At 70.2% G+C, this 14,096-nt stretch carries 13 protein-coding genes; 5 read left to right on the top strand and 8 right to left on the bottom strand.

The features are described from left to right. Positions 1-571, top strand: a 571-nt coding sequence (locus AC1DYN_RS28605; RefSeq protein ID WP_477965483.1) for a uracil-DNA glycosylase, incomplete at its 5' end; no start/stop codon positions are given. Continuing rightward, positions 564-2,963 (top strand): putative bifunctional diguanylate cyclase/phosphodiesterase, encoded by a 2,400-nt coding sequence (locus AC1DYN_RS28600; RefSeq protein ID WP_477965481.1) that lies wholly within the window; start codon positions 564-566, stop codon positions 2,961-2,963. The genes AC1DYN_RS28605 and AC1DYN_RS28600, both read left to right, overlap by 8 nt. 24 nt (positions 2,964-2,987) lie before the next feature. On the opposite strand, the gene glmU is transcribed toward AC1DYN_RS28600, so the two are convergent. Continuing rightward, on the bottom strand, positions 2,988-4,361 hold the full coding sequence (gene glmU, locus AC1DYN_RS28595; protein WP_477965479.1) for a bifunctional UDP-N-acetylglucosamine diphosphorylase/glucosamine-1-phosphate N-acetyltransferase GlmU: 1,374 nt from the start codon (positions 4,359-4,361) through the stop codon (positions 2,988-2,990). Positions 4,362-4,401: 40 nt separating this feature from the next. Between glmU and AC1DYN_RS28590 the strand changes: the two genes are divergently transcribed. Further along, positions 4,402-5,241, top strand: coding sequence for a DUF6279 family lipoprotein (locus AC1DYN_RS28590; RefSeq protein ID WP_477965477.1), 840 nt, complete (start codon positions 4,402-4,404; stop codon positions 5,239-5,241). Positions 5,242-5,276: 35 nt separating this feature from the next. Here the strand turns inward: AC1DYN_RS28590 and AC1DYN_RS28585 are convergent, their stop codons facing one another. From AC1DYN_RS28585 to AC1DYN_RS28570, 4 genes are read right to left on the bottom strand one after another with little or no spacing between them, the layout of a single operon-like run. Further along, positions 5,277-5,897: a DUF4136 domain-containing protein gene (locus AC1DYN_RS28585; RefSeq protein ID WP_477965475.1), complete on the bottom strand. Its 621-nt coding sequence runs from the start codon at positions 5,895-5,897 to the stop codon at positions 5,277-5,279. A 16-nt stretch (positions 5,898-5,913) separates the two neighbouring features. Next, the gene (gene ttcA, locus AC1DYN_RS28580; protein ID WP_477965473.1) at positions 5,914-6,846 is read right to left on the bottom strand and encodes a tRNA 2-thiocytidine(32) synthetase TtcA; all 933 of its coding nucleotides are present in this window, start codon (positions 6,844-6,846) and stop codon (positions 5,914-5,916) included. Next, the gene (locus AC1DYN_RS28575) at positions 6,846-7,244 is read right to left on the bottom strand and encodes a dihydroneopterin aldolase (protein WP_477965471.1); all 399 of its coding nucleotides are present in this window, start codon (positions 7,242-7,244) and stop codon (positions 6,846-6,848) included. Before AC1DYN_RS28575 ends, ttcA begins: the two co-directional genes overlap by 1 nt. A gap of 13 nt (positions 7,245-7,257) precedes the next feature. Then, positions 7,258-8,037, bottom strand: coding sequence for an SDR family oxidoreductase (locus tag AC1DYN_RS28570; protein WP_477965469.1), 780 nt, complete (start codon positions 8,035-8,037; stop codon positions 7,258-7,260). Positions 8,038-8,056: 19 nt separating this feature from the next. Between AC1DYN_RS28570 and AC1DYN_RS28565 the strand changes: the two genes are divergently transcribed. Further along, positions 8,057-9,166, top strand: coding sequence for a class I SAM-dependent methyltransferase (locus AC1DYN_RS28565; protein WP_477965467.1), 1,110 nt, complete (start codon positions 8,057-8,059; stop codon positions 9,164-9,166). An 8-nt stretch (positions 9,167-9,174) separates the two neighbouring features. Then, complete coding sequence (locus tag AC1DYN_RS28560; RefSeq protein ID WP_477965465.1) at positions 9,175-9,372, top strand: DUF2905 family protein; 198 nt, start codon at positions 9,175-9,177, stop codon at positions 9,370-9,372. Here AC1DYN_RS28560 and AC1DYN_RS28555 read toward each other — a convergent pair. The 3 genes from AC1DYN_RS28555 to AC1DYN_RS28545 form a co-directional block, all read right to left on the bottom strand. After that, on the bottom strand, positions 9,356-12,454 hold the full coding sequence (locus tag AC1DYN_RS28555) for an efflux RND transporter permease subunit (protein ID WP_477965463.1): 3,099 nt from the start codon (positions 12,452-12,454) through the stop codon (positions 9,356-9,358). The genes AC1DYN_RS28560 and AC1DYN_RS28555 overlap by 17 nt on opposite strands. After that, positions 12,451-13,584 carry an efflux RND transporter periplasmic adaptor subunit gene (locus tag AC1DYN_RS28550; RefSeq protein WP_477965461.1) on the bottom strand — a complete coding sequence of 378 codons (1,134 nt, stop codon included), beginning with the start codon at positions 13,582-13,584 and terminating at the stop codon, positions 12,451-12,453. Before AC1DYN_RS28550 ends, AC1DYN_RS28555 begins: the two co-directional genes overlap by 4 nt. A gap of 55 nt (positions 13,585-13,639) precedes the next feature. Then, the coding region (locus AC1DYN_RS28545; RefSeq protein ID WP_477965459.1) for a TolC family protein at positions 13,640-14,096 on the bottom strand (457 nt) is incomplete at its 5' end.

Here is a 14,096-nt window from a genome sequence, read left to right as displayed (position 1 = left end):
GGACTGGCCCGCGCTGCGCGAGGCCGTCGCCGGCTGCACCGCGTGCAAGCTGTGCAGCGGCCGCACGCAGACGGTGTTCGGCGTCGGCAACCCGCAGGCCCACTGGATGGTCGTCGGCGAGGCACCCGGCGAACAGGAGGACAGGCAGGGCGAGCCCTTCGTCGGCAAGTCCGGCCAGTTGCTCGACAGCATGCTGCGTGCGCTGGGGCTGACGCGCGGCGAGGCCGAGCCGGCGCGCCAGGTGTTCATCGCCAACACGCTCAAGTGCCGACCGCCCGGCAACCGCAACCCCGAGCCCGAGGAGCTCGCGCAGTGCGAGCCCTTCCTGATCCGCCAGATCGAGCTGGTGAAGCCGCGCATCATCCTCGCGATGGGCCGCTTCGCGGTGCAAAGCCTGCTGCGCAGCAGCGAGCCGATCGGGCGCCTGCGCGGCAAGGTGCACCGCTACCAGGGCGTGCCGCTGGTCGTCACCTACCACCCGGCCTACCTGCTGCGCAGCCCCGAGGAAAAAGCCCGCGCCTGGGACGACCTGTGCCTGGCCTTCGAACACATGCGGGCCGGCGGTGACTGACGCCTGGCCCGACATCGAGCACCTGCCGTGCATGGTGCTGCGGCTGTCGCCCGAATGCGTGGTGCTGCAAGGCAACCGCGCCTTCACCGATTTCTGCGGCAGCGCGTCGCTGGTCGACGCCGGCCTGCTGTGGCAGGCGCTGCTCGGCCCCGAATCGCGCGCGACGCTGGCCACGCGCCTGATCGGCCGCGTCGATTTCGCGCTCAACCTGCGCATGCAGTGCGCGCCGCAATCGACCGGCGGCTACTGCTGGCTCGATTGCGAGGCACGCTGGCTGCCCGACGCCGGCCACTACCTGTGCGTGCTGCACGACGTGACCGACAGCCACCGCGCCGAGCTGTCGGCCCGCGCGCGCGCCGACCAGTTCCAGCTGCTGGCCGACAACGTGCCGGTGCTGATCGCCTACTACCAGGCGAGCACGCTGCGCTGCCTGTTCGCCAACAAGCTCTATGCCCACACCTTCGGCTGGGACGAGCAGTCCATCGTCGGCCACACCGTCGCCGAGATCATCGGCGAGCCGGCCGCGCGCTACATCCAGCCGCAGGTCGACCAGGTGCTGCGCGAGCGCCGCGGCGCGTCGTACGAGCGCGAGCTGATCGGCCCCGACGGCCAGCGCCGCTGGATCGAGGTCAACCTGCTGCCGCACGTGGTGGCCGGTGGCGAGGCCGCCGCCGCCTTCGTGCTGATCTCCGACATCACCAAGCACCGGCTGGCCGAGCAGGCGGTGCGCGAATCGGAGGAGCGGCTCGCGAAGTTCATGCAGGCCAGCGCCGAGGGCATCGTGTTCCACAAGGACGGCGTGATCACCGACGCCAACCCGCCGGCGCTGGCGCTGATCGGCTACCCGCTCGATGAGCTGAAGGGGCGCCAGACGCTGGACTTCATCGCGCCCGACCAGCTCGCGAAGGCCGCGGCCACGCAATCGGCCGGGGCCGAGATCACCTACGACAGCGTGCTGATCCACAAGGACGGGCGGCGCATCCCGGTCGAGTTCACGGTGCGCACCATGCTGCGCAACGGCGAGCGCATGCGCATGACGCTGGTGCGCGACCTGCGCGACCGGCAGGCGGCGCAGGAGCGCATCCACCACCTGGCGCACCATGACGCGCTGACGCAGCTGCCCAACCGCATGAGCTTCATGGAGACGCTGGAGCACCGCATCACCGGTGCGCGCAGCAGCGACTCGCAGCTCGCGCTGCTGTTCATCGACCTCGACCACTTCAAGCGCGTCAACGACTCGCTCGGCCACCTGATCGGCGACACGCTGCTGCAGACGGTGGCGCAGCGCATCATCCAGTGCCTGCGTTCGACCGACCTGGTGGCGCGCTTCGGCGGCGACGAGTTCGTCGTGCTGCTGCCGGCGGTGCTGCAGCGCGCCGACGTCGAAGAGGCGACGCAGAAGCTGCTGGCCGCGATCGAGGTGCCGGTGAACGCCGACGGGCGGCTGATCTCGGTGACGCCGTCGGTCGGCATCTCGATGTTCCCGCACGACGGCCAGACGGCCGACGAGCTGATCAAGAACGCCGACACCGCGATGTACCTGGCGAAGGCGCGCGGCCGCGCGAACTACCAGTTCTTCACGCCGGCGATGGCGCGCTCGGCCTTCGCGGCGCTGGTGATGGAAAGCCAGATGACGCAGGCGCTGGAGCGCAGCGAGTTCGTGCTGCACTTCCAGCCGCAGGTGCGCGCGCGCGACGGCGTGCTGGTGGGCGTGGAGGCGCTGATCCGCTGGAACCACCCGGAGCGCGGGCTGCTGATGCCCGACCACTTCATCCCGCTGGCCGAGCAGCAGCGGCTGATGCTGCCGATCGGGCAGTGGGTGCTGCGCGATGCGCTGCGCTGTGCCCGGCGCTGGCACGACGAGGGCATCAGCAGCGTGCCGGTGGCCGTCAACCTGTCGAGCGTGCAGTTCCAGACCGGCGGCTTCATCGCGCTGATCGCCGACCTGCTGCGCGACGAGGGCGTGCCGGGCACGCTCCTCGAGCTGGAGCTGACCGAGCGCATGCTGATGGACGACCTGGGCGAGGTGAAGGCCAAGCTCGACGAGCTGAAGGCCATGGGCATCCGCATCTCGGTGGATGACTTCGGCACCGGCTACTCGTCGCTCGGGCACCTGAAGGAGCTGCCGATCGACAAGATGAAGATCGACCGCTCGTTCGTGAAGGACCTGCCGGAAGAGCACGATTCGGCGGCCATCGCGCGCGCCATCGTGCAGCTGGCGCGCAGCCTGGACATCACCGTGATCGCCGAAGGCGTCGAGACGATCGCGCAGCAGGATTTCCTGACGCGCGTGGGGTGCGACGAGCTGCAGGGGGAGCTGGTCAGCGCACCGCTGCCGGCGGCGGCGTTCGAGGCTTGGGCGTTGGCGCTTGTCCGGCCGGTGACGGCTTGACGCGATCCCGGATGGGCATCCGGGCTACTTTTTCTTGACGGGGCGGGTCCAGCCGTCCAGGGACACCTGCTTCGCGCGCGCGACCGTCAGCTGCCCGGCGGGCGCGTCCTTCGAGATCGTCGAGCCGCCGCCGATCGTCGCGCCGGCACCCAGCACCACCGGCGCGATCAGCACGCAGTTGCTGCCCACGTGCACGTCGTCGCCGATCACCGTGCGGTGCTTGTTGGCGCCGTCGTAGTTGGCGGTGATGCTGCCGGCGCCGTAGTTGACGCGCTCGCCCACCGTCGCGTCGCCCAGATAGGCCAGGTGGTTGGCCTTCGCCCCCTTGGCCAGCGTCGAATTCTTGACCTCGACGAAGTTGCCGATGTGCACCTCGTCGCCCAGCACCGCGCCCGGCCGCAGCCGCGCGAACGGGCCGACCAGCGCCCCGCGCCCGACCGTCACGCCCTGCGCCTCGCCATCGACGTGGGTGAACGGATGCAGCACCGCGCCGGCCGCGATGCGCGCATTGCGGATCACGCAGTTGGCACCGATGCGCACGCCGTCGCCCAGGGCCACCTCGCCCTCGAACACGCAGTTGACGTCGATCTCGACGTCGCTGCCGCACTGCAGCGTGCCGCGCAGGTCGAAGCGCGCCGGGTCGGCCAGGCGCACGCCGGCCTCCATCAGCGCCTCGGCCTGGCCGCGCTGGTAGCGGCGCTCCAGGTCGGCCAGCTGCAGCGGGCTGTTGACGCCCAGCACCTCGGTCTCGCTCTTCGGCTGCGACGCGACCACCGGCACGCCGTCGGCCACCGCCATCGCGACCACGTCGGTCAGGTAGAACTCGCCCTGCACGTTGTCGTTCTTCAAATTCGCGAGCCAGCGCCTGAGCAGCGCGGTGGGCGCCGCCATCACGCCGGTGTAGACCTCGCGGATCTCGCGCTGCGCCGGCGTCGCATCCTTGTGCTCGACGATCGCGCGCACCTGCTCGCCGGCACGCACGATGCGGCCGTAGCCGGTGGCGTCGGCCAGCGCGATGGTCAGCAGCGCGAGCTTCGTCCCGCCGCTGGCCTCCACCAGCGCGCGCGCCGTCGCCGCCTCGATCAGCGGCGTGTCGCCGTTGAGGATCAGCGTGATGCCCTCGTCGTGCAGCTGCGGCACCGCCTGCTGCACGGCATGCCCGGTGCCCAGCTGCGGCATCTGCCGCACGAAGAGCAATCCGGGTGCCTGCACCGCCGCCTCGACCGCGTCGGCGCCATGGCCGGTGATGGTGACGATGCGATCCGCCCCCAGGGATGCAGCCGTGCCGAGAACATGCTGCAATAGGCTTCGCCCGGCCAGCTTGTGCAAGACCTTGGGCAGGCCGGATTTCATGCGGGTGCCCTTGCCCGCGGCCATGATCACGATGTCGAGTGCCATGCAACGTCCTCTTTTCAGGTCCGTGATTATCGGCATCCTCGTGCTGCTGACCACCCTGCTTTCAGGGTGTGGCGCGATGCGGCTGGCCTACAACCAGGCCCCCGACCTGAGCTACTGGTGGCTCGACAAGTACATCGACTTCAACGATGCGCAGACGCCGCGCGTGCGCGACGCGATCACCGCCTGGTTCCGCTGGAACCGCAGGACGCAGCTGCCCGACTACGCGGCGTGGCTGGACAAGCTGGCCGCCGACCTGCAGCAGCCCATCACGGCCGCCCAGGCCTGCCGCTGGACCGACGAGGTCGAGTCGCGCATGTTCACCGGCCTCGACCAGGCGCTGCCGGCGCTGGCCGAGACCGCGCTGTCGCTGACGCCCGATCAGCTCAGGCACATCGAGAAGCGCTACGCCAAGGTGAACGAGGACTATGCCGACGACTACCTGCAGGAAGACCCGAAGGACCGGATGAAGGCGACCATCAAGCGCACGATGGAGCGGGCCGAGATGCTGTACGGCGACCTGGACGACGCGCAGGAAGAGCGCGTGAAGCGCGCGATGATGGCCTCGCCCTTCGACCCCGAGCTGTGGCTGGCCGAGCGCAAGGCGCGCCAGCAGGACGTGCTGCAGACGCTGCGCCGGCTGCTGGCCGAACGGCCGACGATGGACAAGACGCAGCTTGCGCTGCGGGCGATTGCCGAGCGGGTGCAGCGCTCGCCGCGCGAGGGCTTCCGCAGCTACCAGGAGACGCTGACGCGCTTCAACTGCGAGTTCGGCGCCCAGCTGCACAACACGACCAGCGTCGCGCAGCGACAGTTCGCCGCGAAGAAACTGAAGGGCTGGGCGGGGGACTTCCGCGCGCTCGCCGCCGACACCGGCCGGTAGCCCGGATCACACACCCCCCCGGATTCGCATCCGGGCTACGTCGGCGGCAATTGAATCGTCACGCGGCGCGGGTTGATCCCGGTCTGCGGGAAGTCCTTCAAGGCCGCGTCGAACATCGCCGCGATCAGCGCGTCGCTGCCCATCGTCGTGCCGTCGTTCGCCGCGCGCGCCTCGTACACCACCTGGCCGGACTGCCGGTCGCGGATCAGCACCGCCACCTCGCGGTCGTAGTAGGTCGTGTCCACGTAGCGCGGGCCGAAGTAGCCGGGCGGGCCCCAGAACGGCCCGCGTCCGTAGCCGTAGCGCGACCGGTACAACCCGCCATGCCACCACAGCGGGTCGTCGTAGGGCGAGATGTCGTAGCGGTTGATGCGCGCCCCGACCTGCACCGTGAAGTCGGCCGCCTTCACGTCGCCCGCCTCGCTGAAGCCGGCCACCTGCAGCGAATGCCGGGCCATCGATTCGAGCTTCTCCTGCTCCATCGCCCGGGCCTGCTGCGACGGCAGCCGCTCGAAGGCGTAGCTCGACGCGCTGCGCCCCGCCGGCCATTGGCTGTAGGTGGAAACGTTGCTGTCGACCGCGTTCATCCCGGCGCAGCCGCCGAGGCCGAGCAAGGCCGTGGCCAGCAGGGCCGAAGTCAGGGCAGGTTTCCACATGGTGAGCCTCCGTCAGTCAAAGGTGCAGCTTGATGGGTACCGCGTCGCCGGCCGCATCCGCGGGTGCGGGTGCCGGCGCCGGTGCGCAGCCCTCGTCGTCGTCGAAGGCCCGGTCGCCGCCGGCGTCGGGCACGCCGGTGGTTTTGAGCGTGGTGAACGGGTAGAGGTTCCGGTCCATCATGTGCGACGGCACGATGTTGCCCATCGCGGTGAACATGTTGTCGATGCGGCCCGGGAAGCGCTTGTCCCAGTCGCGCAGCATCTGCTTGATCTGCACCCGCTGCAGGTTCTCCTGGCTGCCGCACAGCGTGCACGGGATGATCGGGAACTGCCGGTGCGCGGCCCAGCGCTCCAGGTCGGTCTCGACCACGTAGGCGAGCGGGCGAATGACGATGTTCTTCCCGTCGTCGCTGACCAGCTTGGGCGGCATGCCCTTCAGGCGGCTGCCGAAGAACATGTTCATGAACAGCGTCTGCAGCATGTCGTCGCGGTGGTGGCCCAGCGCCACCTTGGTCGCGCCCAGCTCGCCGGCCACGCGGTACAGGATGCCGCGGCGTAGCCGCGAGCACAGGCTGCACATGGTCTTGCCCTCGGGGATCAGGCGCTTGACGATCGAGTAGGTGTCCTGGTTCTCGATGTGGAAGGGCACGCCGCGCGACTTCAGGTACTCGGGCAGCACGTGGTCCGGGAAGCCGGGCTGCTTCTGGTCGAGGTTGACGGCCACCAGCTCGAAGCGGATCGGCGCGCGCTGCTGCAGGTTCAGCAGGATGTCGAGCAGCGCGTAGCTGTCCTTGCCGCCCGACACGCACACCATCACCTTGTCGCCGTCCTCGATCATGTTGAAGTCGGCGATCGCCTGGCCGACCTGGCGGTGCAGGCGCTTGCTCAGCTTGTTGATCTCGAAGGCCTGCTTCGCCTCGTCCTTGGGGTTGTCCAGTACCGCACTCATCACAGGTCCTTCTTGATGCCGAAGACTTCGCACCCGACCGCCTTGCAGTCGGGATACACGTCGGGTTTTTCGGTCGACACCCGCGCCGCCCGCACGCGCGGGTGCGCGAGCATCAGCGCCAGCACGTCGTCGCACAGCGTTTCCTGCAGGTGGATGTGGCCCTGCTTCACGCGGCCGGCGATGGTGCGGCGGATGAAGTCGTAGTCGAGCACCTCGTCCAGCTCGTCCTGCTTCGGCGTCGACAGCGCGAGCGGGATGTAGAGGTCGACGTTGATCAGCACGCGCTGCTCGCCCTTCTTCTCGAAGTCGTGCACGCCGATGTTGATCCACACCTCGTAGTCGCGCAGGAACAGCCGGCGGCAGTCCATCAGGCTGGGGTGGTGCAGGAGCGAATTCATGTCGGGTGAGCCGTCAAACGGGCTTGGAGGGATTGGCAATGAACATCACGTCGCGCGACTGGCCGCAGAGGTGCTGGCCGCCATCGACCAGCAACGTGGTGCCGGTGACGGCCGGCGATTCGATCAGGAAGCGCACCGCATGGGCGATGTCGTCCGGCGTCGACGAGCGCTGCAGCGGCGTCAGCCCGTGCGCCTGCGCGAATTCTGCCTCGTTCATCGCCCCGGACAGCAGCGTGACGCCGGGCGCCACGCCGCACACCCGCAGCCGCGGCGCCAGCGCCTGCGCCAGCAGCACCGTCGCGGCCTGCAGCGCGGCCTTGGACAGCGTGTAGGACAGGTAGTCCGGGTTCGGATTCCACAGCTTCTGGTCGAGCAGGTTGACGACGCAGCCGCGGCCGTCGCGCGCCGCCAGGTGCGCGTGCAGCGCCTGTGCCAGCAGCACCGCCGGGCCGGTGTTGGCGCGCCAGTGGGTCTCCATCGCGGCGTAGCTGAAGCTGTCGACGTTGTCGTAGGCGAAGGTCGAGGCGTTGTTGACCACCGCGTCGAGCCGGCCGAAACGCTCGCAGACGGCCGGCACCAGCGCGCGGCAGGCGGCCTCGTCGGCCAGGTCGGCGGGGAAGACGGCGGCGCGGACGCCCCGTTTTTCGGCCTCGGCGGCGGTGGCGAGCGCTTCGTCGCGCGAGCCGCGGCAGTGGATGGCCAGGTCGTGCCCGTGCGCCGCCAGCTCGAGTGCGATCGCGCGGCCCAGGCGGCGGGCGGCGCCGGTGACCAGGGTGACAGGGCGTGCGGACATGGCTTTCTACAATCGGGGCATGCAAACCCCACCAGCCGGCAGTGTATCGGCGGCGCTTTCCTCGCTGATCCACCAGGCCATCGCCCGCGACGGCGGCTGGCTGCCCTTCGACCGTTTCATGGCGCTGGCGCTGTACGCGCCGGGCCTGGGCTACTACGCGGCGGGTGACCGCCAGTTCGGCCTGCTGCCCTCGTCCGGCAGCGATTTCGTCACCGCGCCCGAGCTGACGCCGCTGTTCGGCGCCGCGCTGGCCCGCCAGGTGGCGCAGGCCTTGCGCGCCTGCGACGGCCGCGAGGTGTGGGAGTTCGGCGCCGGCTCGGGGGCGCTGGCCGAGCAGCTGCTGGACGCGCTGCCGGGTCAGGTCACCTGTTACACCATCGTCGACCTGTCCGGCACGCTGCGGCAACGCCAGCAGCTGCGGTTGGCGCGCTTCGGCGAGCGGGTGCGCTGGGTGTCGGAGCTGCCCGACGCGATGCACGGCGTGGTGGTCGGCAACGAGGTGCTGGACGCGATGCCGGTGCAGTTGCTGCACTTCGATGGAACCCGGTGGCTGGAGCGCGGCGTGGTCGCGGCCGGCGATGGCTTTGCGTGGAGCGACCGGCCGACCGACCTGCGCCCCCCGCTGGACGCACCCTACGTGCCCGGCACCGTGACCGAGATCCACCCGCAGGCCCGGGCCTTCATCGCGACGCTGGCCGACCGGCTGCAGCGCGGCGCGGCCTTCTTCATCGACTATGGCTTCCCGGAGGCCGAGTACTATCTGCCGCAACGCCACGGCGGCACGCTGATGTGCCACCAGGCGCACCGCGCCGATGCCGACCCGCTGGTCGACGTCGGGCTGAAGGACATCACCGCCCACGTCGATTTCACCGGCATCGCGCTGACCGCGCAGGACGCCGGGCTGGAGGTGGTGGGCTACACGACGCAGGCGCACTTCCTGATCAACTGCGGGCTCGTCGACGACCTGGCGACGGCCGACCTGAAGACCCGCGCGAACGCGCAGAAGCTGCTGCTGGAGCACGAGATGGGCGAGCTGTTCAAGGTGATCGCGCTGGCGCGGGGATGCGATGCGTCGTTCACCAACGCACCGCTCGGATTCGCGCACGGCGACCGCAGCCACACGCTCTGAGGCGCTTCATGGGACTGCGTTGGCTCCTGGTGATCCTGATCGCGCTGCTGCTGTTCAGCGGGCTGCAGCGCTGGCTGCTGAAGATCGGGCTGGGAAGACTCCCCGGGGACTTCCGGTTCCGGTTGTTCGGGCGGGAGTTCTTCATTCCGATCACCAGCAGCGTGCTGCTGAGCCTGGTGGCGCTGTTGATCACGCGGCTGATTTGACCTCGGCATCCCGGATTGGCATCCGGGCTACGGGGGTGGCCAGGTTGATCAGCCAGCGCTTCAGGTCGTCGACGTAGGTGAAGACCACCGGCACGTAGACCAGCGACAGCACGGTCGACGTGATCAGGCCGCCGAGCACGGCGATCGCCATCGGCGCGCGGAAGTCGGCGTCGGCGCCGATCTTCAGCGCGATCGGCAGCATGCCGGCCCCCATCGCCACCGTCGTCATGATGATCGGCTGCGCACGCTTGCTGCACGCGTCCAGCATCGCCTCGCGCCGCGACGCGCCCTTGTGCAGCGCGACCAGCGCGTACTCGACCAGCAGGATGGAGTTCTTGGTCACGATGCCCATCAGCATCAGGATGCCGATCGTGGCCGGCAGCGACATCGCCTCGCCCGACACCAGCAGCAGGCCGAGCGCCCCGCCCACCGACAGCGGCAGCGCGGCCATGATGGTCAGCGGCTGCGCGAAGTCGTGGAACAGCAGCACCAGCACGCAGTACACCAGCAGCACGCCGGCCCCCATCGCGATGCCGAAGTCCTCGAACAGCTGGTTCATGCGCTCGGTGTCGCCGTACTCGGCCCGCTTCACGTCCGACGGCAGCTGGCGGATGGCCGGCAGCGCGGCGATCGCCTCGTTGATCTCGCCCAGCGGCGCACCCGCCACGTCGGCCTTGATGCTGACGCTGCGGCGCCGGTCGAAGCGCGTGATCTGCGCCGCGCCGCTGCCCATCTCCAGTTGTGCCACCGTGTCCAGCGTGACGCTGCGGCCGTCCGCCGTCGGCACGCGCAGCAGGCGCAGCGTGTCCAGCTCGCCGCGCGCCGCGGTGGCCAGCTGCGTGCGGATCGAAAGGCTGCGCTCGTCCAGGTGGAACTTGGGCAGTTGGGCCGAGGTGTCGCCGATGGTCGCCACGCGCACCGTGGTCGCGATGTCGGACACCGTGACACCCAGGTCGGCCGCGCGCGCCAGGTCGGGCTTGACCAGCACCTCGGGCCGACGCAACCCCGAGGTCGCGGCCGGGTTGCCGACGCCGGGGATGCCGCGCAGCTCGCGCTCGACACGCTCGGCGGCCTGGTCCAGCGTCTTCGGGTTGTCGCCGACCAGGATCACGTCCAGCGTCTCGCCGCTCTCGCCGCCGCCGAAGCGAAAGCGCAGCCCCGGGATGGCTTGCAGGTCCACCTGCACGCTCTTCTCGAACGCGCGCTGCGACAGCTTGCGCTGGCCTGGCGGCACCAGCGACACCACCAGCGAACCGGCCCGCACCTCGCCGCTGGCGCTGCTGCCCATCGCGTCGGTCTGCGCGCCGTTGCCGATCGTCGTCAGGATGCGGCGCACCTCGGCACGCCGCATCAGCACCTCGCGCGCCTGCGCGGCCACGGCCGTCGTCTGCTCGATCGACGCACCCGGCGCCAGCTCGAAGTTGATGGTCGACTGCGAGCGGTCGCTGGCCGGGATGAAGCCGTTCGGCAGCATCGGCACCAGGGCCACCGAGCCGGCGAACAGCAGCACGCCCGACAGCAGCGTCAGCTTGCGGTGCGCCAACCCCCAGCGCACCACGCGCAGGTAGGCACGCATCACCGGGCCTTCGTGCTCGACCACGTGATGCGGCTTGAGCCAGTAGGCACCCATCACCGGCGTGATCATGCGGGCCACCAGCAGCGAGATCACCACCGCGATCGCCACCGACACGCCGAACTGCCGGAAGAACTGCCCCGGCACGCCGGACATGAAACTGACCGGCACGAACACCGCGACGATGGCCAGCGTGGTCGCGACCACCGCCAGGCCGATCTCGTCGGCCGCGTCCAGCGCCGCCTGCATCGGCGTCTTGCCCATGCGCATGTGGCGCACGATGTTCTCGACCTCGACGATCGCGTCGTCGACCAGGATGCCCACCACCAGCGACAGCCCGAGCAGCGTGATCAGGTTCAGCGTGAAGCCGAGCCAGGACATGAAGAAGAAGGTCGGGATCACCGACAGCGGCATCGCGATCGCCGAGATCAGCGTCGCGCGCCAGTCGCGCAGGAAGCACCACACCACCACCACCGCGAGCAGCGCGCCCAGCACCAGCGCCTCGATCGACGCGTCGTACGACTCCTTCGTGAACTCCACCGTCGAACTGAACAGCGCCAGCTGCACCTGCGGGTGCTCCGACTGCAGCTTCGCGACCGCGTGCTCGACGGCCTGCGCGACGTCGACCGACGACGAACCGATGCCGCGGATGACCTGGAACGCGACCACGCGCTCGCCGTCGACGAAGGCGTCCTGCACCGCGTCGGCCGTGCCGTCGACCACCTCGCCGAGATCGGCCAGGCGCAGCGAGCGGCCGTCGCGCAGCGTGATCTGCATCGCGCGTAGCGTGTCGACGCTGCTGGTGCCGCCCAGCGTGCGGATGCTCTGCTCCTGCCCGCCGACCTGGGCCTTGCCGCCCGGCACGTTGACGTTGACCGCGCGCAGCTGGCGGCTCACCTCGGCCGCGGTGATGCCGTAGGCATTCAGGCGCCCGGGCTGCAGCACGATGCGGATCTCGCGGTCGACGCCGCCGACGCGCCGCACCTGGCCGACGCCGGGCACCGTCAGCAGGCTCTTGGCCACCTCGTTGTCGACGAACCACGACAGCTCGGCCGGCGTCTTGCCGGCGCCCTTGACGGTGAAGGTCTGCATCGGCCCGCCCGAGGTCGTCATGCGGGTGATCACCGGCTCGTTGATGTCGCCCGGCAGGTCGCCGCGCACGCGCGTCACAGCGTCGCGCACGTCGTTGACCGCGCGGTCGATGTCCTTGCCGAACTGGAACTCGACCGCGGTGCTGGAGACGCCGTCGGAGATGGTGGACGTGATGTGCGATACGTCGCCGACGGTGGCCACCGCGTTCTCGACGATGCGCGTGACCTGCGTCTCCAGCTCGGCCGGCGCGGCGCCCGACTGGCTGATCGCGACCGTGACCACCGGGATGTCGACGTCGGGGAACTGGTTGATGCCCAGCTTGTGGAAGCCGAGCAGGCCGGCGAAGGCCAGCAGCATGAAGATGATGATCGGCGGGATCGGCTTGCGGATCGAATTGGCCGACAGCTGTTCCATCATGATTGGACTCCTTGCGGTTGAGCCGCTGCGGGCTCGACTGCGATGCGCACGCGTTCCCCATCCTTCACGAAGCCGCCGCCGCTGGCGACGACGCGGGCGCCGGGTTGCAAGCCGCCGGTCACCTCGACCAGGCCGCGCTGGCGCGCACCGGTCTCGATGCGCGTGAGCCGCGCCACCTCGCCGTCGCCGACCACGAACACGAAGGACTGGCCGTCGCGGCTGAACACCACCGATTCGGGCAGCGTCAGCATCGGCGCATCGGCGATCGCGATCTCGCCGTCGGCATGGCCGCCGGCCTTCAGCACCGAGCCGCGCGGCAGCGTCACGTGCACCAGGCCGTTGCGGCTCTTCGGGTCGATGGTCGGTTCGACCAGGCGCACCGTGGCATCGACGCTGCGGCCGTCGTCCAGCTTCACGCGCACCGGCGCGCCGGGCTGCACGCGGGCGATCGCATGACCGGGCAGCTCGGCCAGCCACTCGAGCTGGCCGTCGCGGATCAGCCGGAACAGCTCGTTGCCGGGCTGCACCACCGCGCCGACGGTGGCGCTGCGACGCGTGATCACGCCGTCGGCCGGCGCCACGACGCGGGTGTGGGCGATGCGCACGTCGAGCTCGCGGCGCTGCGCCAGCGCCAGGGCCAGCTTGGCGCTGGCCGCCTCGGCGGTGGTGTTGCGGGTCTGCACCGCTTCGACGCTGTAGACGCCGGAGTCCTTGATGCGCTCGGCGCGTTCGAGGTTGGCCTCGGCCTGCGCCAGCTCGGCGCGCGCCTGGCGGATCTGCGCGTCCTGCTGGTCGCGCTGGGCGAGCAGCTGCGCATCGTCGCCGCGCGCCAGCAGCTGGCCCTGGCGGACCACGCTGCCGACGTCGACCAGCACCTCCAGCAGGCGCACGCCGGAAGCGTCCGAACCGACCAGCAGTTCGTCCCGGGCGCTGATGCTGCCGCTGGCGGCCAGCGTGCGGGCGAGCGTGCTGGTCTGCGGCGCGGTGACGCCGACGGTCAGACTCGTGGCGGATTGCCTGGCGGCGACCGGTCCGGCGGACGGCTTGCCGGCCATCGTCAGGGCCGTGCCGCCGACCAGCGCGATGCCGATGGCGACCGCCAGCTGGCGGCGGTTGAAAGAGATCTTCATGCTGCTCCTCGTTGTGTTCCGGTGGTGTCGGTGAAAGCGTTCGGGGCCAACCGGCTCAGCCGCCCAACGCCTTGAATGCGGCGACCTGGCCGATCAGGCGGTCGCGGGTCGCGGTGACTTCGTTCAGCTGCGCCTGCCAGGCATTGCGCTCGGCATCCAGCAGGTCGAGCTGGCCCAGCGCGCCATGCGCGTAGCCCAGCTCGGCCAGCCGGCGCGCCTGCTCCAGCGCGACGACGCGGTCCTGCTCGGCGCGCTGCGCCTGCTGCGTCAGGTCGAGTTCGACATAGGCCTGGCGCAGCTCCACCACCGCGGCCAGCACGGCCTGGCGGTAGTCGGCCAGCGCCGCATCGGCGCGCGCATCCGCTTCCTTCACGCGGGCCCGGGCCTGGCCGCCGTCGAACAGCGACTGCGTGACCCCGGCCGCGGCCGACCAGACGAAGCCGGGCGCGTTGAACAGGTTCGACAGGCTGCGCACGTCGCTGCCGACCGCACCCGACAGCCGCAGCGCGGGC

Source organism: Rhizobacter sp. P2_D12, assembly GCF_056404395.1.
This window is presented reverse-complemented; position numbering and strand designations above follow the sequence as displayed.

Excerpts from the sequence above, each read along its gene's own strand:
- AC1DYN_RS28565 (WP_477965467.1), top strand. The coding sequence starts at position 8,057 with ATGCAAACCCCACCAGCCGGCAGTGTATCGGCGGCGCTTTCCTCGCTG.
- AC1DYN_RS28585 (WP_477965475.1), bottom strand. The coding sequence starts at position 5,897 with ATGTGGAAACCTGCCCTGACTTCGGCCCTGCTGGCCACGGCCTTGCTC.
- AC1DYN_RS28550 (WP_477965461.1), bottom strand. The coding sequence starts at position 13,584 with ATGAAGATCTCTTTCAACCGCCGCCAGCTGGCGGTCGCCATCGGCATC.
- AC1DYN_RS28560 (WP_477965465.1), top strand. The coding sequence starts at position 9,175 with ATGGGACTGCGTTGGCTCCTGGTGATCCTGATCGCGCTGCTGCTGTTC.
- ttcA (WP_477965473.1), bottom strand. The coding sequence starts at position 6,846 with ATGAGTGCGGTACTGGACAACCCCAAGGACGAGGCGAAGCAGGCCTTC.
- AC1DYN_RS28575 (WP_477965471.1), bottom strand. The coding sequence starts at position 7,244 with ATGAATTCGCTCCTGCACCACCCCAGCCTGATGGACTGCCGCCGGCTG.
- AC1DYN_RS28570 (WP_477965469.1), bottom strand. The coding sequence starts at position 8,037 with ATGTCCGCACGCCCTGTCACCCTGGTCACCGGCGCCGCCCGCCGCCTG.
- glmU (WP_477965479.1), bottom strand. The coding sequence starts at position 4,361 with ATGGCACTCGACATCGTGATCATGGCCGCGGGCAAGGGCACCCGCATG.
- AC1DYN_RS28555 (WP_477965463.1), bottom strand. The coding sequence starts at position 12,454 with ATGATGGAACAGCTGTCGGCCAATTCGATCCGCAAGCCGATCCCGCCG.